Genomic DNA, 21,470 nt, shown 5'->3' with positions numbered 1-21,470 from the left:
ATAGATATTTATGTGCCTGTGCCTTTATTCGATGAAAATCAGAACACGAGACTATAATATTGCGACAAAACACTCTACTTATATGACTCCCAAAAATCTCTTCAAATAAAGGAGACAATAAATGGGGATAAAAGAATCGAGATAAAAAAAAGAGCTCCGGAATTTGTCATCCGAAACTCTTCATAAGTATTAGACTATAGCTCTATTACTTTTTCTAAATAATTGCTGCGCGAAATAGAGCATCAATCGAATAATGAGATAGCCAATCATAGCTCCTAATGAATTAAGAATAAGGTCATCCACGTCCAACGTTCCGCTTGAAAATAATAACTCGAAAATTTCAAGGGATAGACTCCATCCGATGGACAGTAGAAAAACCATTCTTGTGTTCCTTAACTTCATCGTTAGTAACGGCAATAACATGCCAAAAGGAATAAACAATAGAATGTTCCCCATGAGATTGGAAAATGCGATATTCCTATTTTCGTTAACGAACAGGTAAGAGAAAATGGTTTTGAAAGGCACAAAATTGCTGCTATGAAGCAGTGCGCGTTTAATAGACGCCATATCCGAGAGCTGTAACGCGGGAAGAAACACATTGTCCGGCGGCATTTGTTTCCAAACAATAACACGAATGGCTTCTATGAGATAAATAACGAACACAAGGAATAATAGAGTTCTAAGCAGGCTTACAGCGATACGGCGGATCATTATTTCCCCCCGTTAAATTGTTCAATATACGCTGCAACTTGTTGCCTGATTATGGCCTGCCTTCGTTCGGAAGCTCTAACTTCATTATCGAGCCCGACCATTAATCCCGTAGCATCAGATAATTGGGCTTCCACATTGCTGATGGAGGATTTGATCTTGTCCTGTACAATCCAGTCGGTAATGAGACCATCAAAGAAAAAATCGCCGAACTTGTCCATCGTATCTATGCCGACGTATAAATCCGCCGTCCGTTTCAGGTCCTTCAGTTCCACTTGCAGCTGACGCAGGTGATGTTGGGCTTCATAGATATAATCCTGCGCATCATCAATACGAGAATGCTTGATCGACGTGCTGATCATTCCGCCGCCCAACATATCATACGTTCCCCAATCTTTGGCCGAATCGAGCTTTACATTGGCTTGACTTAATGCTTCCACCAATTTTCGGCAGGCAGAAGCCGCTTCTCGAAGCTCCTTGATTTCAGAATGCTCCCGATACAATTGCTCGTCCCATTCCGATAATTGGGCAGATGCTTCCGGGATGGAGCCACGCATTAATTGTTCTTTCTGGCGTAAAGCTTGCGTGTATAGGTTCGCAGCCTCTTTAAACTCTTCAAGCTGTTTAGCTACATCCTGCTTCTCCTGTTCCAGCTTAACCTGGGAGAGCTGCGCTTCTTGAAGCTTCAGCGCAGCGGCAAGCGCTTCTTGCCGCTCCTTTTCCAGACGCGTATCTTTATTGCCCAATATGCCGGATATGAGGCTTGTCCAAGTTTTCCGCTCAAGCTGGTCCACATCCCTCTGCTCCCGTGTATGTTCTGCTTTTAATACCGTTATTCTATTGGTTGCGTTTGTACTCAGCCTCTGCAATTGTTCCGCCTTTCGCTCCAAATGTTCCTTCTCGGTTGCTTGCTCTCTTAAAATCTCTAGTTCCTCATTCCATTCCGCTATTGATTTGGTCATCTATAATCCTCCTTATCTATCATCCGAGCTTAATAGAATATTGATATAATGCACCAGGCAGACCTCTGAACTCAAATACTCCGTTACTGATCAATGTCCAAATCCGGTATTCGATAAAATGACTGCCTATAACTTGATCGAAATGCTCAAATAACTTGGCAACAACCGTCCCGGCTTTTACAAACCCTTGATCATCGCCGCTTTCTTGTACGGCAGCTACCGCCGCGGATACAATAATTCCGTCGATTGCTTCAGGCTCACGACCTTTAATTTCGCCGTTCTGCCACAATCGGAGCTCATGGTTCGCCTTCGACAGTTCCTCCCACTCTGCGATATATTGCTGCCTTTCATTGGGAGTGATTAATCTAGCTGTTTCATATTGGCTTACGATGCTGCGATAGACTTCTCTATCCACATAAGCCTGGGCAATTGGCGGATTATCCGTAGTAGGAAAACTTTCCGTTAAGTTAATGATTTGAACGGGTTGCTGACGATCCTTTAACAAGTGCATCACCAGCCGCAATCCCATCTGGTCATGCGAGTTATTGGAGCACCAAACAATGATCGATTTTTCTTCCGGTATTGCTTTTAGTTGCTCGACCATGCGGTCCATCCTGGACTCTCGGTTAGGATCGTTTAATACGCTGCTCGGAGAAAAGCGGCCCAGCATCCAGCTTTGTCTATTGCGCTGCCCGTCCGAATGATCCAAATGCAACAGCGGGCCAATGGAAAACATATCGTTAAAGGCCAAAACCTTATTATTCGCATGTCTGCCTAATTCACTTAGCGCGACCTTTAATGAACCCGCATCCGAAAGACTAAATACGATATGTACATGAGACTCGATTCGGTCTATTTCTCTGCGCTTTGCTCGCGCTTCTTGCACGCGGCTGGTCCACTGCCGCAGAAGTTGATCCGACTCCGAACCGTTCTCGGCTGCCTCTAAGAGCTCGTTTAGAAAGGTCCGAAGCTCCCATTCATTCAGTTCGTTAATAGAATCGATATAACGGTTCATCCTTCTTCACCTCGCTTCCTACTCTACCATAAATATACAAATAGAAAAAATGCCACAGATCCTTGTCCTGCGACATTCATTTCCGAGATCATATCAAGTTTACGCCGTTGCCGTATTGCTTTTTCCCGCAATAAATTTGCTGAACAAGAACCGAACGAGCGGTCCCATCACGATCAATTGCAGCGGGAATGCTAGAATATAATTGTAGAAGACAATCGAGAAATAATGCTTGATGAGCGAACCCTCTCCCAGACCGTTCGCCAATGATGAACTAATCAATCCGTACAACGACATGCAAAGCACCATGCCCGTAACCATGCAGAACGCAAGCGCTACAATAACATAGACCTTCTTCGACTTGTTATAAGGCATCGCGAAGGCGGCTTTTTGGGCAACGGGTCCAACAACAAACATTTCAATTAGAAAAGCAACCGCAAATCCTAACACATATTGCAGCACCATTTCTCCAGCGGGAATCGTCCCGAACAGGTTGTTACGAATCATGTTGTAAGTGATCATAACAAGGGCCATCCCCGTTACCATCATCAATCCAAAATAAAATTCTTCTCTCTTATTAGCCGGCAAATGAACCATCCTTTCTGTTCTCCTTGACATTATAGAGATTTGGAACCCCTCTTCATAAGTGACAAGTTCGTGAACAATTTCAGATGGATATGCCTCTAATTTGTTCAAGAAATTTAAAGATCACAGATTTGTCCGGCGGAGACAACTGTTCGGGAATATCATCATAATTGAAAAACCGCAACTCATGTACTTCGCCTTCTTCTTGTATTAGAGTCCCAGCATAATCGGTGCATATATAATTGCAACCTCTTCTAATGTTTCGCCTGGTTCCATCGAACCGCCGGGCAATCCCCACAAACCATTATCCGATCTGCGCTGCAATAACAGGCGTTCATTCCTGCAGAGCAACACACAGGCTCCCGTCATAATTAGCGGTCTAGAACCGACTATTGCTCTTAAATCCATTATGTAGCCCATTGGAATACCTCGATTTCAAATTATTAGTTTGTCTAAATAACTTTTTCTAGACTATCTTAACAAAGTCCCAACGCCGCCAGCTTAGTTACGTTGCACGAAATGCAGCATATTTAGGCGTTTGAGCCCACTAACTAGAGATATGCTGCACAAAATGCAGGGTATAAGTCAAAAAATGCCCAAAACGGTTCCAAGCCAACTCATATCCTGCATTCCGTGCAGTATAATTTGCTCTTTGGCCTAATTAAGGGAAATATACTGCACTTCGTGCAACATGCTAAACGAACCCGCAGGTGCAAGCTGCAAGAGAGACTGACAAACGAAAAAAGCTGAAGCCCCCAAGAGGGCTTCAGCTTTTTCACGTTTTATTTTACCGGATGCGCTTCCGGCGTAACTTCTAATGTTGCTGCCGCTTCCCCTTGGGAGTGGCGATACAGCTCCTCGTATACGCCTTGCTGTTCAACCAGCTCAGCATGGGTACCCGATTCCACGATCGTTCCGTGGCTCAACACGATAATCCGGTCGGCCTGCATGATGGTGGACAAGCGATGGGCAATCACGATTGTTGTCCGGCCTTCGGACACCACCTGCAGCGCGCGCTGTATCAACTGCTCCGTCTGGGAGTCCAGATTGGCGGTCGCTTCATCGAGGATCAGAATTTTCGGACGGAACACGATTATGCGGGCAAAAGAGATCAGTTGCCGCTCGCCGGCCGACAATCCGCTGCCGCGTTCGGATAACTTCGTCTCATAACCATCCGCCATTCGGTTGACCAGCTGATCCGCCCCTACAAATTCACAGGCGCGAATAACGTCTTCGCGGGAGATGGACTCGTCAAACATCCTGACGTTGTCGATAATGCTTCCCGCATACAAATACGGCTCCTGCTGTACGAGACCAACCATTCGGTGCAGCACAGGCTGCGGGATGTCCCTGACATCTTGCCCGTCAATCTGAATGCTGCCTTGCTGTACATCGTAGAACCTGCACAACAAGCTCATTAACGAGCTTTTGCCTGCACCGGTTGTTCCAACAATTCCGATCATTTCGCCGGCATGGATATGCAGATCGAGCCCCCGGAAGATCGGAGTGCCATTGCCGTAACTAAAGGAAATGTCATTGTAGTCTACGCGGCCTTGAACAGCTTCTTGGTCTACCGTAATCGGCTTCTCCGGTTCCTGGATTTCGGGTTTCGTATCAAGAACGCCCCAGATCCGGTTAACCGCAACCGTAGCCGACTGAAGGGTATTCCATTGCTGCGTAATGGCGTTGATTGGCTGGAAGAACTGACGGATATACGTAATAAAAGCATACAATACGCCAAATTCCATCGTATCGCCAAGCACGGCCTTACCCCCGGTCCATACGACAAACGCAATGGTCAAGTTGCCCAGCAAATCAAAAGTCCGGTTAAACGTAACCGCGGTTCGGATCTCCCGGACATTCGCCTTGAAATAATCCTCATTCCGCTCCTTGTACAATTCGCCTTGCGCTTTTTGCTGGTGGAACACTTGAATGAGGCTCATACCCGCCAGGTTTTCCGCAACAAACGCAACGAGTCTGGACAAGCGCGTCCGTGCCATCTGATACGTCGTTCGCATGAAAGACCGGAAACCAATGGCGATCAGCGCGATGATCGGCAGAAGCAGCAGACAATAGAAGCCAAGCGTCGTGTCCAAATAAAACATCATGACTAGTATCGAAACCAAGGTAAGACCGTCCCGAAGCAAGGTAAGCAGCACCTGGTTAAAAAACTGATTGACCGCCTCCGTATCGCTGGATACATGGGTGATCAGACTGCCGCTGGACGTTTTATCGAAATAAGACATGGACAGCTTCGTAATATGTTCGAACAATTGCTTGCGAATGCGGGCTACAATGCTTTGACCGGCATCCTGCAGCAGGTTATTTTGCAAATACGTAAAGAACAAACCCGACACCGACAAACCTAGATAAATCGCGCAAATGATAATCAAGCTGCTGTAATCGTTTTTGCCTACCATCAAGTTGTCGTCAATCGCGATTTTGACCAGATAAGGCTGGAATAAATCGGAGACAATCGCAATAATCGTACAGATGGCAACCAGCGAAAAAGTCTTCCTATGCGGATTGATATACGACTTCAATATTCGAAAAGCGGATTTGTATTCCGGCTTCGGCTGCTTGCCTCCTTGGCTTCCCTTCTGATCCATTTGCCAGTTGTTAATGGCCGTCGGCATGTTGGCTTCCCTCCTCCTGTATCGCATGGAGCTCGGCATAAGGTCCAGACTCCGCAAGCAGCTCCTCGTGCTTGCCCCGTTGAACAATTCGCCCTTCATCCAGCACAATGATGAGATCCGCATGCTTCAAGGCACTAAGCCGGTGCGCGATAATGATAGTCGTCTTGCCTTGGCGCTCTTGCTGAATCGTATGAATAATTTCCGATTCGGTCACCGCATCGACGGCGCTGACGCTGTCATCCAGAATCATAAGCGGCGCTCGCATAATAAAGCCGCGCGCCAGACTCGTGCGCTGGCGTTGCCCGCCGGACAAGGTAATTCCTCTTTCCCCAAGCTTAGTCTTGAAACCTTCGGGAAACTCGCTAATATTGTCGTAGATTCTAGCCTGTTTGGCCGCCGATTCAATCTCGCCTTGCGCGGCTTTCCGTCTTGCAAAAGCGATGTTCTCCGCAATCGTTGTACTAAACAGGAAGCCGTCTTGAGGCACGTATGCGATCTGGTTGCGAAGGCTCTCCAGCGTCACCTCGCGAATATCCGTGTTGCCGATCTTAATCGCATCAGCCGGAGGATCATAGACGCGCAGCAGCTGCTTGACCAGCGTTGTTTTGCCGCTGCCCGTACGCCCCACAACTCCAATGGTCATGCCCGGTTGAATGACAAGATCAAGATCGCTTAGGGCTGGCTGAGCTGCATCCGGATACGAGAATGTCAGATCCGAAATCCGAATCGGATTTTGCGCCAGATTGGCCTCTTTCGCATGTTCCGCTTCCACGATATCCGGCTGCACGTCCATCAATTCATTTAACCGCTGCAAGGACGCGCGGGAACGCTGCACGGTATTGATAACGTTGCCAATTTGCTGCAGCGGGTTCATCAACATCCGAACATATAACGTCAACGCAACGAAATTACCTAGCGAAAGGTCCCCTTTGATCGTTAAGTACCCGCCATAAGCCAAAGATACAATCAAGGACAAGTTGCCGAGGAACGGAACCGTCGCCTGGAACAACGAACTGATTCGTACCAGCGACAGCTGGTTCGTCTTAATCTGATCCACTTTGGCTCCAAAGCGCTTGATCATAATCGGCTCAACGGCGAACTTTTTCGTTACGCGAATGCCGCCGAACTGCTCTTCTGCCGTCTCTGTCATCGTACCAAGCGACTCCTGCACCTTGCGGGAGCGCTGCCGGATCACCGGCCCGATCTTGATCACAATCCAAGGAATAAATACGAGCGGTCCTACGGATGCCGCTATCAGGTATAAGGGGATATCGCTCAGAATCATGGCGCCAACGCAGGAAATCAGCAGCATCGAAGCCATGGCCGTCTGGTTAATCCCCATTGAAATCGCTTCCCGTACGCCAGTTACGTCGTTCATGAAATAGTTCAGCATTTTGCCTACGCCGTTTTTGGAATAGTAATGCTCGCTTAGATTGGAGAAATGGCTAAACAGCCGGCGGCGAGTCATATACTCGAATACTCGGCCCACATACATAACCAGGTACTGGCCATACCCTCCAAGCAAGGCGTATCCCAATCCGATCAGTACGAGCATCAAGCTGAAATGAACGACATCATGAGTGCCAAGTTCTCCGCTCTTCAACTTATCCGTAAATTCTCCAAGCACTTTGGGAAAATAAGCGAACACAACGCTAGCTGCCGCATGCAACGTCGCCGATGCTAGATAAATGTGCCATGTCTGCTTAAAATACGGCTTTAATACACCTTCTGATTTCAAGACTCATCACTTCCATCAATGGATTCGGAGCCGCTTACTTCCTCCCCGGCAGAAGTCTCTTCGGAAGAATTGTCTTCCTCAGGCAGCTCGTGAAGCTGAAACACTCGAATAAACTCTTCCATAATCGCTTCCGTCGCTTTCAGCTCGCCGCTGATGACCGGTTTAATCGCATCGAATGACGGATCATTCAATTGTCGCTGCAAAGTCGCACGAGTAACCGTAAGTTTCTCGAGAAAAGCAATCGCTCTGCCTCGGCGGAACGTTTGTGCCTTGCCTCCATCCCGATTCCTGCAATCTTCCCTATGATGCCTACCTCGATGCCCATGTTCCTCACGCATATATATATGCCTCCTCTTGTACATGTATACGTTCGTATACATGACCTTACTGTATACAAATGTATACCTCATGGAATTAGCTGTCAACCATTAGTTTACAGAACTTTCTAACAATGATTCTTTTGCACTAAAAAAAGAAAATCGCCCTATATTGGGCGACTCGAATATTTACTATTATTATCCAAACAAGCGCAAGAACAAAATCCCACCAAACGCACAAGCCATCCCGGTTACTTCAATACGCGAGAACTGCTCCTTTACGACAAACCGGGTGTACAGAAGAACGATCAACACATTTAATGCCGTTACGGCGGACACCAGTCCTGCTTTGCCTAGGTCAAAAGCCGTCACGATCATCATCATGCCAACCGCATTCGTGGTACCGACCAGCATGCCGGTCAGGAAAGTGCGGCGTTCGCCCCAGGTTGTTGCAGGAGCTGCTGTCTCGGTTGTTGCAGAACCTTCAGCTGATACCGAAGCAACTGCCAGACTGAATTTCTTGCGGGCTAGACGATCCTTCATCCACCATATGCCGTAACAAATCGATCCGGACGTGAACATAAAGAACAACGTCGGAAATAAAGGCGCTTCGAGTTTGGTTGACCAGGAGCCGGACAAGTCGTTGCACGCGAACATGAGAAGCGATAGCAGCCCCCACTGTGCTCCTTGAAGATTGGATAAAGATAAGTCGTTTGAATACCGCACCAGCAAAATCCCCGCCACGATAACCGCAAATGCAGCAAGCTGAATATAGCTAAGCGCTTCTCCCCATAACAAATAAGCACCCATGACAACCAATACGGCCGGAAGTGCCGTTAAGATTGCAACAAGCGAAGCTTTGCCGACGGCAAAACCTTTGAACATGCTGGCGTTCGCCACAAAGGAAAACACGCCCATCTGTATGCCGACAAGCGCTGAAGTCTCCCAAGGCTGACCCGACAAGACCGCCGCCGCACCGCAGACTACAGCCCCCATCGAGAAAACGCCGCATAACAACACCGTACGGCTTAACGGCAATTGACTCGTATAGTGATATAAAATTCCTCTTAGTCCAAAACATAAGGCGGCTAATATTGCAAATAAAATCCACATAACGTTAGCGGTCCCCTTCCATTCTCCTAATCTTAGTCAGGTTACGGCCTCGTGGCAATGCTCTCTAACAACAAAAATTTATAGCAAAAAAGCGGTTGCCACATCTAACATAACGTGTTAATATGTGGAAAATAGTTTTTCGGAAGGGCTTCTAGGGATCCGACTCCACCAGGATGGCGAACCAAGCGAAGCCGGCTTGCGCGCATGGCGCCAAGCTACACCGTGAGGATTAAAAGACCTTCGGAAAGTTCCGCCTGTTGTTAAGGCGAAACAGACCGAAGGTCTTTTTCCCTTTAGCAGGGTAAAGAACAAAGGAGTGGCTGAGGTGAAGACGATTCAGGTTGAGCAGTTGGAGAAAATCTTTCAGGTCAAAAAGAAACAACACGGATTATCGGGCAGTCTGAAGTCTTTGTTCAAGCCGCAATATGCGGACAAAACGGCAGTGGAAGGCATTACCTTCTCCGTTAATCAGAGCGAGACGGTAGCTTTTCTTGGTCCAAACGGCGCGGGCAAATCAACCACCATCAAGATGTTGACCGGCATTCTCCATCCTTCCTCCGGCTCCGCTACCGTTCTTGGCTGTTGCCCTTGGACGGAGCGTTCCAAGCTGGCCTACCGGATTGGTTCCGTATTTGGCCAAAAGTCTCAGCTGTGGTACCATCTCCCGCCACTGGACACGTTTGAGCTTATGAGCCGCATTTATGAGCTCCGCCGGGAGGATTACAAGGCGCGTCGCGACAACCTGATCGAACGATTTGAGCTTGGAACGTATTTGCATACGCCTGTTCGGAAGTTATCGCTTGGCGAGCGGATGCGTTGCGAAATCGCCGCCTCATTGCTCCATCGTCCCCAAGCTTTGTTCCTTGACGAACCAACGATTGGACTTGATGCGGTCGTTAAGCAACGCATCCGCGAGCTCATTGTCGAGATGAACCGCGAGGAAGGAACGACAATCTTCCTGACCTCCCACGATGCCGGCGATATCGAGAAGTTATGTGACAGGGCGATTGTCATTAATCATGGCGGGCTTGTGTTTGACGGGCAAGTCGACTATATGAAGCAGCAATTCTTGACTCACAAGACCGTACAACTTGTGCTCGAGAATGATCCCGGCGAACTTGCGGCTCCTGGCGTATCGGTACTTAATCAAGGCGGCTGCCGGATCACGCTTAGCGTAGACACGGGCATAACAACCATAGAAGCCGTTCTCGCGGCCTTGATGGCAAGTCACCGGATCGTCGACATGACGGTACAGGATCCGCCGATGGAAGATATCATTACCCGCATGTACGGCACGTTTCAGGTTAAGGAGGTAAGCTTATGATCAGCTTATCGAAGCCGGCCAAATACGTATTTATCGGCAAAATCACCTTGCGCAGCCAGCTTGCTTACGTGGCTGATTTCATAATCAGATCGTTGTTTCTGATCCTTATCTTATATATCTTCATGCAATTATGGCAGACGACCTATTCCGGTGTCGGCAGCTCATCCATAAACGGCTTCACCTTTAAACAAATGATGTGGTATCTTGTCTTCACCGAATCCATGGTACTTGCCACGCCTAGTCTTTGTACCCGGATTGAAGAGGAAGTAAAAAGCGGCGACGTCGCGTTTAAGCTCATCCGGCCGGTTAATTTCATAACTTTTCATTATGTCGAATATATGAGCGAAGTGGCCATCCGCTTTATAATCAACCTGCTGCTTGGCTCGGCCATTGGCTTGCTTCTCGTAGGCCCGCCTCCTGTAGGAAATGGCTTGGTTTGGCTGCCATTACTCACCTTAGGCGGATTTACCGTCAATTTTATGCTTGGCATGCTTGTTGCTCTTAGCAGCTTCTGGGTCGAAGAAACCCGTGGACTTGAATTCGTCTACAACAAAATCTTGTTTACGGTCGGCGGGATGCTGATGCCGCTTGAGCTGTTCCCGGACACGCTTCAAAAAGCCGGACATTGGATGCCATTCCAGACGATTGTTTATTTCCCGGCTCGCACCGCGGTAAGCATGCATCATGGGGAGATCGCGAGCATGCTTGCCTTGCAAGGCTTATGGGCAGCACTTGTTGGATCGGTCATCTGGTTGGTTTATCGGAAGGGGGTAAGGAAGCTGAATGTTAACGGCGGATAAGAAAAAGTCCATAAAGACGATATCTGAGCAAGCTGAGGCGGGCAAACTTCGCCGGCTGCTCCGCTTTACAACCGCATGCTGGAAGCTTAACCTGGCCGGTGCGATGGAGTTTCGTTTCAGCTTCCTGCTCACGGTTGGCACCATGATCGCGAACAATATCGTATGGATCATTTTTTGGGGCATGTATTTTGAACGGTTTCCTGTACTGAACGGCTGGACGATGCAGGATGTCATGATGATGTGGGCAGCCGCGGCGGGAGGTTTTGGCATTATGTCGATTTTTTTCGGCAATGCAACCCGCCTTGCCAATCTGATTGTCACTGGTCAGCTTGATGTGTTCTTGTCCCAACCGAAACCTGTTCTGCTGAATGTATTGATTAGCCGTATGTCAGTAAGCGCGATTGGCGACTTGGTATTTGCCATCTTTATTTTTGTAGGTTTTGGAGATGTCTCGCTCTTCGGTACCCTCAAATTTGCGCTTGCTCTGCTCCTCTCGACTATGATTTTCATCTTCTTCTGCGTATTGGCCGGTTGCTTGTCCTTCTGGCTTGGCAATACGGAAGGACTAAGCTTCCAATTATTTAATGCCCTACTTACCTTTGCTACTTATCCGACCGGGATCTTCAAAGGGTTTGGCCGCATCGTCCTGTTTACGGTTATTCCCGCCGGATTCATCAGCAGTATGCCAGTCTCTTTAATACGCGAGGTTGATCTGCCTTTCTTGTATGGAGCATCGGCAACAGCCGCGGTCTTATGCCTAGCAGGCATATTGCTCTTCTATCGGGGGTTAAGCAGGTACACTTCCGGTAATATGATGGGTTTGAGAAGGTAGAAGAAACGGCCATCGAACGGGGAATCCCGCATGATGGCCGTTTCTTTCTTCCTATTGAAGGCGTCTGAATCGTTGGAAATTCATGAATGTCCGGAAGCTATCAGACGACCTCAGTCGCATCCCCGCCGCAATAGCAACGATAAGGGCTCCTGCTATGATCCATGAAGCGTGTAATCCATTTAAGATTCCTGCTTGCTCGAGTAAATAACCCGTTAATCCTGATAAATCCACTGCAAGAAGCAACATAAGCAAATACGCAGCCCATCTATAACTGTACGCTATTCGACATAAAATCAGCGATATGAGAAATGGAACATTCCCCCAGTGTTTGAGATGAAGTTCCCCTGTAAATAGATCTTGTCCCGCTCCAAACATCTCAATAATCAAATAGACGAAAATCATCGTTTGAAGCATTCTTTTCCCTCTCTTAACCAATACACCGTTAAATGGGACTGGCTCCATATTCATATACGGCGCAAAATCCTCGTCGTAAGACCGTTTAGTCTCTTCGTATGTAGGTTGATCGGGAATTTCGATCTCGTCAATCTCTTCATGCAGAAACTCATGTCCGAGTACCTTGGTTGCTTTCTTAATCTCTTCTATATCCCATGCGGCGGCCTGTTTGGACCACATCCTGATATAAATAGGCTTGTGACCATTATCATTTACCGGTGCGAAGTGGTTCACTTGATGGACTAGATCACTCTTGTCTCTCGGATAGATATAGCTGTATGCAATGTCGCTATCCCCATCTAGAAAGGACCGTATCTCCTTTATGTAGTCCGCATCGTCAACGGGATCAAGATCATCGCCATTGATCAGTTGATTTAGTCCTTGCCCCGTCATTAAATCATAGTAGCCTAATAATTGATTCATCTCCGGATCCGCGTAGATCGTAATTTCATCATTCCAGCTTTTATCATCCAATCCATATACCCCATACCAGAACGTCCAATGCCGGACATGCACATACACTTTAATTGAAATCAACCGCCTGTTCTTCTCTCTTATACAGCTCTATCAATGTACCATAGAACGGGCTAACGAATAATCCGTAAAAAATAACCAGCCGTCGATTATGATCGACGACTGGCTTCCAAGAAACGTTATGCCGCTACATCTCTTCTCGTAAACATGAGCCAAGAGATGAGATTTAGGACTACGAAATAAACAACAAGCACTCCGATGGAGAAGGATAACGTCATTCCGTCCTGAAAAGGCCTGTTGTCCAAATACTGCGTAAGATCCGTGTTAGCGAACAACAGGTATTTGCTCCAGTTGTATCCTCGCAGCACCTCCAATAGAATATTGCCCGCAAACAAAGTCCCGATGGAGAATGCAATAGCCATTGCGCTGCTTCGGAAAGCAGACGAGATCATAAACGCAATCGTAATATACATAACCGTGGAGATCCCGTTCAGCAGGTACGTTTTCCATAGATAGAGGAACATATTTTGTTCGACCACTTGTCCGTCAATCAGGCGGATCAGAGGCAATCCCATGTGATTAAAGCCAAACAATATGCCATTCAATAGAAATGAAATGATAAACAGAGTAAGCAGCAAAACGAAGCTGAACATGAGCATCGCGATATACTTGGACAATAGAATTTTGAGCCTGCTTGCCGGGCGAATGAGCAGCAGCTTGATCGTGCCGGTCGCAAATTCGCTCGCAATGATATCCCCCGCAATAATGATAGTTAGTAGAGTGATCAACATTGCCAAACTCGCCGACTCGAGAATGCCGTTCCACATCGTACCTTGCGTCGGGTGAATGTCATGCTCCAATTGGTAGTCGATAACCGCAATCCGCTCTTTGTAGAACTTCTCAAGCCCTTCATCCAGGTTAGTCTTCTGAAGCTGCTTGTTCCAGTTCTCCTTCTCCTGTGTGACTTGCGTCTGCCAATCATCTGCTGATGCGTCTTTTGCTTCATGCCACATGACGAAGTTGCCAAGGATGACAAAACCAGCCATAAGACCGATGAGGATCCACGTCCGTACTCTCCTGTAAATCTTCATGTTTTCATTCAATACGAGATTATACAACCTGTCCACCTCCCGTAATTTCCAGGAATTTATCTTCGAGAGAGGTGCGAACTCTTTGCACGCCGTAGACGCGGATATGGTTCTTTATAAGCTCCTCCAGAATGTCCGGTACAAGCTCCCTCTCCGCCGTTACTTCTATGAATCCGTCTTCCGAACGTTTCAATTCCTCGATTCCCTTCATCTGACCGATAACCGCCATCGCCTGTTCCGGCATCTGCACTTCGATCTGGTAAGTCTGGGAGGTGTCGCTGCCGTGCGTAAAATAATCGATCGGCTGCACGTCAACAAGCTTGCCTCGCTGCAAGATCGCAACACGGTCGCACATGAGCTCCATCTCGGATAACAAATGGCTGGATACGATAACCGTAATGCCTTCCACCCGGGTCAAATAACGTAGGTAGTCACGAAGCTCGCGAATGCCCTCGGGATCCAGACCGTTGGTGGGTTCATCGAGAATAAGCAGCGACGGGCGGTGCAGCAACGCCTGCGCAACCCCAAGCCGCTGGCGCATCCCGAGCGAATATTTGCGGACTTTATCATGAATACGGTCTTCCAGCTTCACGAGAGCAACCACTTCGTCAATCCGTGCTTTCGTGACGCCCGGTACCATACGGGCATAATGAACGAGATTGCGGTACCCGCTTAAATATTTGTACATCTCCGGGTTCTCCACAATGGCCCCGACATGGCGAATGGCCTCTTCGAAATCGGTTTTTATGTTGTTCCCCTTGATGAGAATTTGACCGTCGGTGATCGAGATCAAACCAACAATCATACGGATCGTCGTTGTTTTACCGGCCCCGTTAGGACCTAGAAAACCAAAAATCTCGCCCTGCGGCACATCAAAGGTAAGATTGTCGATGACGGTTTTCCGTCCTATTCGCTTCGTTACATTTCGCAAACTAATAATCGGTTCATTGCTCATAGATTGCCTCTCCCTCTATTTACGTCTCAACCAACTAGATAGTAGCACGCTGTTTATTGTTTTGCAATAAATGATTATTAAATAACATGATTTATTTGTTGTTGAGAGGAACAAAAAACCTGACCTCCCCCAAGCAAAGCTAGAGAAGAGACCAGGTTTTCTAGTAGATATGAACTTGTGGATCACGCTTCTGCCTTTAATCGGCGTTCCAGAACTAACGGGCCAAACGGCAGAAAAGCAGCCAATACCGCTCCGGCAATTCTTACAATCTTCCATTTGAACAATACGGCCATTACCGCTATAGCTACTAGATAAGCCGAGAATAAGAACCCGTGAATGCCGCCAGTAACCGTCACCGCCCCGGGGCTGTCAAACATGTACTTCAGAGGCATCGCAATTCCGAGTAAAACAAGAAATGAGGCTGCTTCCAAGTAACTGATCCAGCGAAACCATACTTTTGCAGATTGTTCCATGCAGTTGAACCATCCTTTTCATTGAGAGGTATAAGTGAAAGCAGCATGACGAGAACGAAAGCAGGAATAAATTCCCTTGAGCAGTCCGATACTAAAATGCTTATTCTGCAGCAAATTCATGACTTAGAGGTGTATTAGATGCTGAGCAAAATAATGAAGTTATCTTTAGTTATGCTGCTTGTCTGCTCCCCTGTTGTTTACGCCGGAGATGAAGAACCGTTTCATTCCGAGCTGAAAAATCTCGCAAAACAATTCGAGCAAATCACCGGTCAGTCCATCTTGCTTCCAACTTGGCTCCCCAAAAATTATGTCCTGATTGACGCTGGAATTTTTATGTCGCACCATCTGGACATTACCTATTCCAGAGCACAGAAACGTGATGGCAGCATCGCTTTGCACATATACCGGGAGGGAATAGGACCATCCCCTGATAGCTATTTTTCAAAAATCACATTGAAGAATGGTCGAACAGCCTATCTAAACGAAATTCGCAGAGAAGGGCCGTTTGATAACATTCCAATCGAAGGCTCCGCGTTCGAATTGTATTTCTATGATCATGATCTCTTGTACACGCTTAACACAGCATCCGATGTCATCGACCCGAGAACGTTACGAAAAAACCTTATAAAAATAGCCACTTCAATGGATTACGAGAAGGGTTTTACGAAGAGTGTTACTACAGTGCCTGTCCTCGAGATCGAAACCATTCCCGCTCCAGACGGCAACTGGACTTATGTGTGATTCATGATCATATTGTCGTTATGGCCTTATATGAGAATTAGCCCGAGAATATCAGCACGATCAATGTTACTCGGAGACGTAATAAAGATCATCCTCAATAGAGGATGATTGAATAAAAGCCCGCCTGGAGGCGGGCTTTATAGCTATATTTGAGATTAGTTAGTTACAAATTATTGTACCAATCATCTTCTACAGGTGTTAACCAGATCGTATCGCTTGGAGTCCCCGCCGTAATGGCCAAGTGAACAAACCAGCTGTCTTTTGTGGCTCCATGCCAATGTTTTACATCGGAAGGAATATTAATAACATCCCCTTTTGTAAGGTGACGTGCTGCTTTCCCTTCTTCTTGGTACCATCCTTCGCCGCCTGTCACTAACAAGACTTGGCCAACTTTATGAGAATGCCAATTATTTCGAGCACCTGGAGCAAACGTTACATTGCCAATCTTCGCATTTAGCGGTTTATCGTCTGTAAAGACCATCTGCAAATAGGCATCGCCAACAAAGTTTTTTTCAACTTTCTGACCTATCGGAAAAATCGTACCGTTGCTTAATTCTTCATGAGCCATCTTTGAATCCTCCTTATCCATTATGATTTGAAGACTTCTTTGGCGATATGAAATGCCGACCACGCTTTGGGCCAGCCTGCGTAAAACGCAAGATGAGTAATCATTTCCGCAATCTCTTCTTGTGAAAGTCCATTCGCTTTCGCTTTATGCAAATGAGCTGGCAACTGCTCAAAGTTCCCGCCAGCGATTAGAGCACTAACTGTGATCATACTGCGGTCTCGAGCGGACAATTCATTCTCTCGCGACCAAACTTCACCGAATAATATATCATCGTTAAGTTCTGCGAATTTAGGTGCGAACTCTCCAAGCCGATCTCGTCCTGCTGTTTGTTTTTCTGGCATAACTATTATCTCCTTTAGCAGATTATTTACTACGTATAACCTTATTATGAATGACGAGAAGTACAGACCGTTATCTCGATTGTCTTAATTGATTGCCTAATTCTCTCGTATTAGGTCAGGAATTTTCGCGCCTGAACTGTGAGGCGCTTTCATATCCAACCCGGAACTTTAAGAGGATTAGGCAATTATTCGATACAAATGAGATATCTGCTTTGGAATTTTAGGTGCATAATAAAGGCATAACATAAATGTTCCAATATCGAATGGAGGTTCTTATACATGCATACCGTCAAACTAAACAACGGCGTAGAAATGCCTATTCTTGGTTTTGGTGTTTTTCAAATGACCGATCATAATGAGTGTGAACAAAGCGTATACGACGCTATTCATGCAGGTTATCGGCTGATTGATACTGCAGCCTCATACATGAACGAAGCAGCCGTTGGCCGAGCAATCAAACGGAGCGGCGTGGCAAGAGAAGAATTGTTCATTACTACGAAACTTTGGGTTCAGGATACCGGTTATGAGCGCACCAAACGAGCAGTTGCAAATTCGCTAGAAAGATTGCAGCTGGATTATTTGGATTTGTATTTAATTCACCAGCCATTTGGGGATGTACACGGCTCGTGGCGAGCAATGGAAGAACTCTATCGTGAAGGTAAAATCAGATCTATTGGCGTAAGCAACTTCCATCCAGACCGCTTGATTGATTTGATTCTTCATAATGAAGTTGTTCCTGCCGTTAATCAGGTCGAAACGCATCCATTCAATCAGCAAATCGACAATGCGAAATTCATGAAAGAGAACGATGTTCAGATCGAGTCTTGGGCTCCTTTTGCCGAAGGAAAAAACAACTTGTTCCATCATGAGGTATTAGTATCCATTGCTGAAAAATACAATAAATCCGTTGCGCAATTGGTGTTACGGTGGTTAACGCAAAGAGACATTGTTGTGATTCCCAAATCTGTTCGTAAAGATCGAATCATCGAAAACTTTAATATCTTTGATTTTGAATTAAGCCAAGAAGATATGGCAGCCATCGCCACGCTAGATACAAATGAAAGCTTGTTTTTCTCCCATCGCGATCCGGAAATGGTGAAGTGGCTCGGTACCCGCAAACTCGATATTTAACAAGGTATAGTAGAAAGAGCCTTCCCCAGAGGAAAGGCTCTTTCTATTTATAAACCCATCATTATTGGTTGTATCTTGCATCCAGACTTGTACTGAAGAATCTTCCGGACATAACCGTGGACAACATTTTTGTTTTCTCGTTCTGGGATATGGACGTATCTTCATCAATAGCTTTAAATACATCACTCTCGTTAATATACTCTTTGGTCATGCCAACTACTGCTTTTTCTTTATTCGCATCAAGGACCATTAATTTCGGCGCGCCTTTTGCGTTGGACCATGTTTTCCATTCCGTTAAGCCTTTGCTATTGGGATTTCCCGTATACATGAAGTTCTTCAAGTAATGTTGAACGGTCGCCGTCAGATCGGTTCTTCCCATCTTGTTGGCTTCCGTATAGTTCGTTGTGACAAACGAATCTTCTCTGCCTGTAATAAAGTCCATATGAATCCCATGGAAAGCTCCTACCAAAGAACCCATACCCGGTGAAATAACCGATTGATCTTCTCCCCATACAAATCGGAAAGCATAGACATTTGGCTGGTTTTTCACTTCGGCTAACTTCTCAGCAGATTGATCCGCATTAAATCCTGCATACAGCATGCTGCCATATTTGTTGGCGAATTGATATTGTTTCAATAATGCAGCATCGGTTGCAATCGTTCCGCCAAAGAACGCTTTTACAAACAACGGATCTTGTGCGGCAAAGATAGAAAACTCGGATTTATCACTGCCTAGTATAACCGGTACTTTGTTGTAATCTCCAGTCTCAAATACATGGAACCCATAGCCAATTCTATGAACGAACATAAAGGCAGTCCCCAAAGCCAATGACTTTGAGAACTGCCCTCGTCACCCTTATAACGCAATTAAACGGTACCCGGTTGCTGTTTGGATATCGACTTTTGTCTTGCCTTTCCAGGACGGATCAACAGGTTGGCCGACAGCAGCATCCCCGCAATTACGATAACTCCTCCAACGACTTGGGAAGCTAGCAGCTGCTGTCCCGTCAGTACGGACAGGATTGCCGTAAAGATTGGCATCAAATTCATCGTAATGCTGGCTTTGCCTGGTCCAAGCGCTTTGACTCCTTGGTTCCAGAACAGGAACGAACCGATGGATGGGAATAAGCCAAGATAAATGACTCCCGATACTCCAAGAACCGTTATATGTTCAGTCTGTAAAGGCTGGATAAACAGCAAAGGAATCATGCAAATGACGCCAATGAAAGCCGTAAATGCGACAAACGTAATCGGAGGAAGATGCTGAGCCCGTTTGCTGACGATGGAATAGATAGCCCACAAGAATACCGCAATCAGCAATATGCCGTCCCCTTCATTATAGGAAATGCCAAACGCGTCTAGCAGATGCCCCTTTGTTAATACCGTCAGTACGCCGACAAATGATAATACCAATCCCGCTCCTTGCCGCCCCGTCACTTTTTCCTTCAGGAACAACAGCGACAAGATGATCATAACCGCTGGAGTCAAGCTGTTAATCAGGCTGCCGTTTGTTGGTGAGGTATGCTGCAGAGCCGTGTAAGTAAGAAGCGTGTAGAATACAACGCCTACCAGGGATAGAAACATCAAGATTCCCCAGTTGGCTTTCCACACTTTCCTCCAATTTGGCTTTTCTACAAGCTGAGCCATCGGGATCAAGACTATTGCCGCAATCGCCCAACGCAAGAACGCTGCCCAGATCGGCGGAAACTCTGCCGTAACCGTCTTGCCGAAAATCAAATTCCCTGCCCAAAACAGATTTGCTAATACTAGAAAAAGCCACGCTTTTGCTTTCATATCCAGACTCTCCTCTCCCGGTTCACTCCTCCAGGTCTTTCTATCTCTTGGTCTATAATCATGTTACAATAAACCTGTTCATAAATAAAATGAATATAAATCATGAAGGAGATATCAAATCTGTTATGAACAAATCACTTCTTCAATTGATTGTTGCGATTTCGGAGACCCGCAGCTTTACGGCCGCCGGAGAGAAAATGAATATGACACAGCCGGCTGTCAGTCGCGCCGTTACGACCTTGGAACGCGAGCTTGGGGTAACGCTGCTGATCAGAGACCGGCGTCATGGCGTTGCCCTTACTCCCGTTGGAGAGAGGATTGTCCGGACTTTCCGGGAAATTCTTCAAGGGTATGAGAAGATCGATCAGGAAATCGCCAGCGAAAAAGGAATGGAAACCGGCAGCGTCCGTATCGGAGCATTCCCTGTTGCCGCTACTTATTTTGTGCCAAAACTGATCCGCCATATAAAACAACAATACCCCAACCTGGAATTCAGCCTTGTTGAAGGGACCATCGCCGATGTGCAGGAATGGCTGGATAACCGCGAGATTGACGTTGGTCTGCTTATCCCGTCCGACAAGACTGCTCATTCTTATCCTCTTTACCGCGAAGGTATTTATGCGGTTATGCGCGAGGATCATCCGTTGAATGAGAATAAAATCATTAGCCCCGAGGATTTGCGGAATGAGCCCATGCTCATTTGCAAAGCCGGCTATGAGCCCCCGGTATTAAAGTGGTTTGATAGTGTCGGAGAATCGCCCACCATTAAATATATTCTCTACAACTACAGAACCGCGCTGCAGATGATTCTTGCGGGCGAAGGACTTGCCGTCATGTCCGAGTTGTCCCTTCTGGACCTTCCCCCGGGAATTGTCCTGAAGCAGATCTCTCCCGCGGCTTACCGGGATATTCATATCGCTTCCGGTCCTCTGGAGGATTGCACCATCGCGGTAAAAACGTTTATGGAAGCGGCACGGACACTATTCCCTTTTGAAGCTTAACCTAAAAAAGGCCTGAATCCATCAGGACTCAGGCCTTTTTACTTACAATCGCTCCTACTCCCCAATCGTCTGGCGGTCTGGAGCCGAATAGGCAATAATCATCCGGCATGGCTCCCAGCTTGTTACCGTTGCGTTATGAGGAACGCCGCGCGGAATTCGCAGCATCATGCCTGGCTCCAGATGAAACACTTCGTCCCCCAGCGTATGGTCGCACTCACCGGATAATACGAAGATAAGCTCTTCGCAATTCGGATGAATATGCCTTCCGTTGGCTTGCCCCGCTTCAATATAGACCATGCCGAAGGTCATTTCCGCCTCCGGATCGATTTCCTGGCCGCATAACCAATGAATCTTGCCCCAATCCATCGGCAGGATCCGTCCCGCTTCTTCCTTGCGCAGATCCGAGATTGTTGCCATATTGGTT

The 21,470-nt window shown here is 46.9% G+C and carries 23 protein-coding genes and 1 pseudogene; 6 read left to right on the top strand and 18 right to left on the bottom strand.

Annotated features, from left to right (window positions below; all coding sequences use genetic code 11):
* Window positions 1–189 precede the first annotated feature (189 nt).
* From QQK89_RS12705 to QQK89_RS12665, 9 genes and pseudogenes are all read right to left on the bottom strand, one after another.
* Window positions 190–711 carry a VanZ family protein gene (locus QQK89_RS12705; RefSeq protein ID WP_284238942.1) on the bottom strand — a complete coding sequence of 174 codons (522 nt, stop codon included), beginning with the start codon at window positions 709–711 and terminating at the stop codon, window positions 190–192.
* Window positions 711–1,670 carry a hypothetical protein gene (locus tag QQK89_RS12700; RefSeq protein ID WP_284238941.1) on the bottom strand — a complete coding sequence of 320 codons (960 nt, stop codon included), beginning with the start codon at window positions 1,668–1,670 and terminating at the stop codon, window positions 711–713. Before QQK89_RS12700 ends, QQK89_RS12705 begins: the two co-directional genes overlap by 1 nt.
* Before the next feature lie 19 nt (window positions 1,671–1,689).
* Window positions 1,690–2,685, bottom strand: a complete 996-nt coding sequence (locus tag QQK89_RS12695) for a DUF1835 domain-containing protein (RefSeq protein ID WP_284238940.1) — start codon at window positions 2,683–2,685, stop codon at window positions 1,690–1,692.
* 99 nt (window positions 2,686–2,784) lie between these two features.
* Window positions 2,785–3,279, bottom strand: a complete 495-nt coding sequence (locus QQK89_RS12690) for a hypothetical protein (protein ID WP_434481676.1) — start codon at window positions 3,277–3,279, stop codon at window positions 2,785–2,787.
* Window positions 3,280–3,349: 70 nt separating this feature from the next.
* A pseudogene (locus tag QQK89_RS12685) lies at window positions 3,350–3,687 on the bottom strand (NUDIX domain-containing protein).
* A gap of 362 nt (window positions 3,688–4,049) precedes the next feature.
* The gene (locus tag QQK89_RS12680; RefSeq protein WP_284238939.1) at window positions 4,050–5,903 is read right to left on the bottom strand and encodes an ABC transporter ATP-binding protein; all 1,854 of its coding nucleotides are present in this window, start codon (window positions 5,901–5,903) and stop codon (window positions 4,050–4,052) included.
* On the bottom strand, window positions 5,887–7,641 hold the full coding sequence (locus tag QQK89_RS12675) for an ABC transporter ATP-binding protein (protein WP_284238938.1): 1,755 nt from the start codon (window positions 7,639–7,641) through the stop codon (window positions 5,887–5,889). The genes QQK89_RS12680 and QQK89_RS12675 overlap by 17 nt, the downstream gene beginning before the upstream one ends.
* Window positions 7,638–7,979: a hypothetical protein gene (locus QQK89_RS12670; protein ID WP_284238937.1), complete on the bottom strand. Its 342-nt coding sequence runs from the start codon at window positions 7,977–7,979 to the stop codon at window positions 7,638–7,640. The genes QQK89_RS12675 and QQK89_RS12670 overlap by 4 nt, the downstream gene beginning before the upstream one ends.
* A gap of 177 nt (window positions 7,980–8,156) precedes the next feature.
* Window positions 8,157–9,071 carry an EamA family transporter gene (locus QQK89_RS12665; protein WP_284238936.1) on the bottom strand — a complete coding sequence of 305 codons (915 nt, stop codon included), beginning with the start codon at window positions 9,069–9,071 and terminating at the stop codon, window positions 8,157–8,159.
* A 325-nt stretch (window positions 9,072–9,396) separates the two neighbouring features.
* On the opposite strand from QQK89_RS12665, the gene QQK89_RS12660 reads away from it, so the two are divergent.
* The 3 genes from QQK89_RS12660 to QQK89_RS12650 are packed head-to-tail and all read left to right on the top strand — an operon-like array spanning window position 9,397 to window position 12,027.
* A complete protein-coding gene (locus QQK89_RS12660; RefSeq protein ID WP_284238935.1) occupies window positions 9,397–10,395 on the top strand; it encodes an ABC transporter ATP-binding protein in 999 nt (332 codons plus the stop codon).
* On the top strand, window positions 10,392–11,195 hold the full coding sequence (locus QQK89_RS12655; RefSeq protein ID WP_284238934.1) for an ABC transporter permease: 804 nt from the start codon (window positions 10,392–10,394) through the stop codon (window positions 11,193–11,195). Before QQK89_RS12660 ends, QQK89_RS12655 begins: the two co-directional genes overlap by 4 nt.
* Entirely contained in the window at window positions 11,179–12,027 is an 849-nt protein-coding gene (locus tag QQK89_RS12650; protein WP_284238933.1) for an ABC transporter permease, read from the top strand. The genes QQK89_RS12655 and QQK89_RS12650 overlap by 17 nt, the downstream gene beginning before the upstream one ends.
* A 51-nt stretch (window positions 12,028–12,078) precedes the next feature.
* Here QQK89_RS12650 and QQK89_RS12645 read toward each other — a convergent pair whose 3' ends face one another.
* The 4 genes from QQK89_RS12645 to QQK89_RS12630 form a co-directional block, all read right to left on the bottom strand.
* The gene (locus tag QQK89_RS12645; protein WP_284238932.1) at window positions 12,079–13,017 is read right to left on the bottom strand and encodes a hypothetical protein; all 939 of its coding nucleotides are present in this window, start codon (window positions 13,015–13,017) and stop codon (window positions 12,079–12,081) included.
* 116 nt (window positions 13,018–13,133) lie between these two features.
* On the bottom strand, window positions 13,134–14,072 hold the full coding sequence (locus QQK89_RS12640) for an ABC transporter permease (protein WP_284238931.1): 939 nt from the start codon (window positions 14,070–14,072) through the stop codon (window positions 13,134–13,136).
* Window positions 14,065–14,997 carry an ABC transporter ATP-binding protein gene (locus QQK89_RS12635; RefSeq protein ID WP_284238930.1) on the bottom strand — a complete coding sequence of 311 codons (933 nt, stop codon included), beginning with the start codon at window positions 14,995–14,997 and terminating at the stop codon, window positions 14,065–14,067. Before QQK89_RS12635 ends, QQK89_RS12640 begins: the two co-directional genes overlap by 8 nt.
* Window positions 14,998–15,179: 182 nt before the next feature.
* The gene (locus tag QQK89_RS12630; RefSeq protein ID WP_284238929.1) at window positions 15,180–15,470 is read right to left on the bottom strand and encodes a DUF3817 domain-containing protein; all 291 of its coding nucleotides are present in this window, start codon (window positions 15,468–15,470) and stop codon (window positions 15,180–15,182) included.
* Window positions 15,471–15,608: 138 nt separating this feature from the next.
* Here QQK89_RS12630 and QQK89_RS12625 point away from each other — a divergent pair, with 138 nt between their 5' ends.
* Window positions 15,609–16,211, top strand: a complete 603-nt coding sequence (locus QQK89_RS12625) for a hypothetical protein (RefSeq protein WP_284238928.1) — start codon at window positions 15,609–15,611, stop codon at window positions 16,209–16,211.
* 163 nt (window positions 16,212–16,374) lie between these two features.
* Here the strand turns inward: QQK89_RS12625 and QQK89_RS12620 are convergent, their stop codons facing one another.
* Both QQK89_RS12620 and QQK89_RS12615 read right to left on the bottom strand, forming a co-directional pair.
* Complete coding sequence (locus tag QQK89_RS12620; protein WP_284238927.1) at window positions 16,375–16,779, bottom strand: cupin domain-containing protein; 405 nt, start codon at window positions 16,777–16,779, stop codon at window positions 16,375–16,377.
* Window positions 16,780–16,799: 20 nt separating this feature from the next.
* The gene (locus QQK89_RS12615; protein WP_284238926.1) at window positions 16,800–17,120 is read right to left on the bottom strand and encodes a carboxymuconolactone decarboxylase family protein; all 321 of its coding nucleotides are present in this window, start codon (window positions 17,118–17,120) and stop codon (window positions 16,800–16,802) included.
* 279 nt (window positions 17,121–17,399) lie between these two features.
* Between QQK89_RS12615 and QQK89_RS12610 the strand changes: the two genes are divergently transcribed.
* Window positions 17,400–18,251 (top strand): aldo/keto reductase, encoded by an 852-nt coding sequence (locus QQK89_RS12610; RefSeq protein WP_284238925.1) that lies wholly within the window; start codon window positions 17,400–17,402, stop codon window positions 18,249–18,251.
* 61 nt (window positions 18,252–18,312) lie between these two features.
* Here QQK89_RS12610 and QQK89_RS12605 read toward each other — a convergent pair whose 3' ends face one another.
* A complete protein-coding gene (locus tag QQK89_RS12605) occupies window positions 18,313–19,059 on the bottom strand; it encodes a carboxylesterase family protein (RefSeq protein ID WP_284238924.1) in 747 nt (248 codons plus the stop codon).
* Window positions 19,060–19,118: 59 nt separating this feature from the next.
* Complete coding sequence (locus QQK89_RS12600; protein WP_284238923.1) at window positions 19,119–20,045, bottom strand: DMT family transporter; 927 nt, start codon at window positions 20,043–20,045, stop codon at window positions 19,119–19,121.
* A 125-nt stretch (window positions 20,046–20,170) separates the two neighbouring features.
* Between QQK89_RS12600 and QQK89_RS12595 the strand changes: the two genes are divergently transcribed.
* Window positions 20,171–21,046, top strand: coding sequence for a LysR family transcriptional regulator (locus QQK89_RS12595; RefSeq protein ID WP_284238922.1), 876 nt, complete (start codon window positions 20,171–20,173; stop codon window positions 21,044–21,046).
* Between the two features lie 54 nt (window positions 21,047–21,100).
* Here QQK89_RS12595 and QQK89_RS12590 read toward each other — a convergent pair whose 3' ends face one another.
* Window positions 21,101–21,463 carry a cupin domain-containing protein gene (locus QQK89_RS12590; RefSeq protein ID WP_284238921.1) on the bottom strand — a complete coding sequence of 121 codons (363 nt, stop codon included), beginning with the start codon at window positions 21,461–21,463 and terminating at the stop codon, window positions 21,101–21,103.
* Window positions 21,464–21,470 lie beyond the last annotated feature (7 nt).

This window comes from Paenibacillus glycanilyticus (assembly GCF_030161375.1).
GTDB classification, from domain to species: Bacteria; Bacillota; Bacilli; order Paenibacillales; family Paenibacillaceae; genus Pristimantibacillus; species Pristimantibacillus glycanilyticus_B.
The sequence above is the reverse complement of the archived record's forward strand: the minus strand, read 5'-3'. Positions and strand labels throughout refer to the sequence as shown.

Bases quoted from the DNA above. Each gene is read 5' to 3' on its own strand.
- QQK89_RS12705 (WP_284238942.1), bottom strand. From the start codon at position 711: ATGATCCGCCGTATCGCTGTAAGCCTGCTTAGAACTCTATTATTCCTT.
- QQK89_RS12700 (WP_284238941.1), bottom strand. From the start codon at position 1,670: ATGACCAAATCAATAGCGGAATGGAATGAGGAACTAGAGATTTTAAGA.
- QQK89_RS12695 (WP_284238940.1), bottom strand. From the start codon at position 2,685: ATGAACCGTTATATCGATTCTATTAACGAACTGAATGAATGGGAGCTT.
- QQK89_RS12690 (WP_434481676.1), bottom strand. From the start codon at position 3,279: ATGGTTCATTTGCCGGCTAATAAGAGAGAAGAATTTTATTTTGGATTG.
- QQK89_RS12680 (WP_284238939.1), bottom strand. From the start codon at position 5,903: ATGCCGACGGCCATTAACAACTGGCAAATGGATCAGAAGGGAAGCCAA.
- QQK89_RS12670 (WP_284238937.1), bottom strand. From the start codon at position 7,979: ATGCGTGAGGAACATGGGCATCGAGGTAGGCATCATAGGGAAGATTGC.
- QQK89_RS12665 (WP_284238936.1), bottom strand. From the start codon at position 9,071: ATGTGGATTTTATTTGCAATATTAGCCGCCTTATGTTTTGGACTAAGA.
- QQK89_RS12655 (WP_284238934.1), top strand. From the start codon at position 10,392: ATGATCAGCTTATCGAAGCCGGCCAAATACGTATTTATCGGCAAAATC.
- QQK89_RS12650 (WP_284238933.1), top strand. From the start codon at position 11,179: ATGTTAACGGCGGATAAGAAAAAGTCCATAAAGACGATATCTGAGCAA.
- QQK89_RS12635 (WP_284238930.1), bottom strand. From the start codon at position 14,997: ATGAGCAATGAACCGATTATTAGTTTGCGAAATGTAACGAAGCGAATA.
- QQK89_RS12630 (WP_284238929.1), bottom strand. From the start codon at position 15,470: ATGGAACAATCTGCAAAAGTATGGTTTCGCTGGATCAGTTACTTGGAA.
- QQK89_RS12625 (WP_284238928.1), top strand. From the start codon at position 15,609: ATGCTGAGCAAAATAATGAAGTTATCTTTAGTTATGCTGCTTGTCTGC.
- QQK89_RS12620 (WP_284238927.1), bottom strand. From the start codon at position 16,779: ATGGCTCATGAAGAATTAAGCAACGGTACGATTTTTCCGATAGGTCAG.
- QQK89_RS12615 (WP_284238926.1), bottom strand. From the start codon at position 17,120: ATGCCAGAAAAACAAACAGCAGGACGAGATCGGCTTGGAGAGTTCGCA.
- QQK89_RS12610 (WP_284238925.1), top strand. From the start codon at position 17,400: ATGCATACCGTCAAACTAAACAACGGCGTAGAAATGCCTATTCTTGGT.
- QQK89_RS12605 (WP_284238924.1), bottom strand. From the start codon at position 19,059: ATGTTCGTTCATAGAATTGGCTATGGGTTCCATGTATTTGAGACTGGA.
- QQK89_RS12600 (WP_284238923.1), bottom strand. From the start codon at position 20,045: ATGAAAGCAAAAGCGTGGCTTTTTCTAGTATTAGCAAATCTGTTTTGG.
- QQK89_RS12595 (WP_284238922.1), top strand. From the start codon at position 20,171: ATGAACAAATCACTTCTTCAATTGATTGTTGCGATTTCGGAGACCCGC.
- QQK89_RS12590 (WP_284238921.1), bottom strand. From the start codon at position 21,463: ATGGCAACAATCTCGGATCTGCGCAAGGAAGAAGCGGGACGGATCCTG.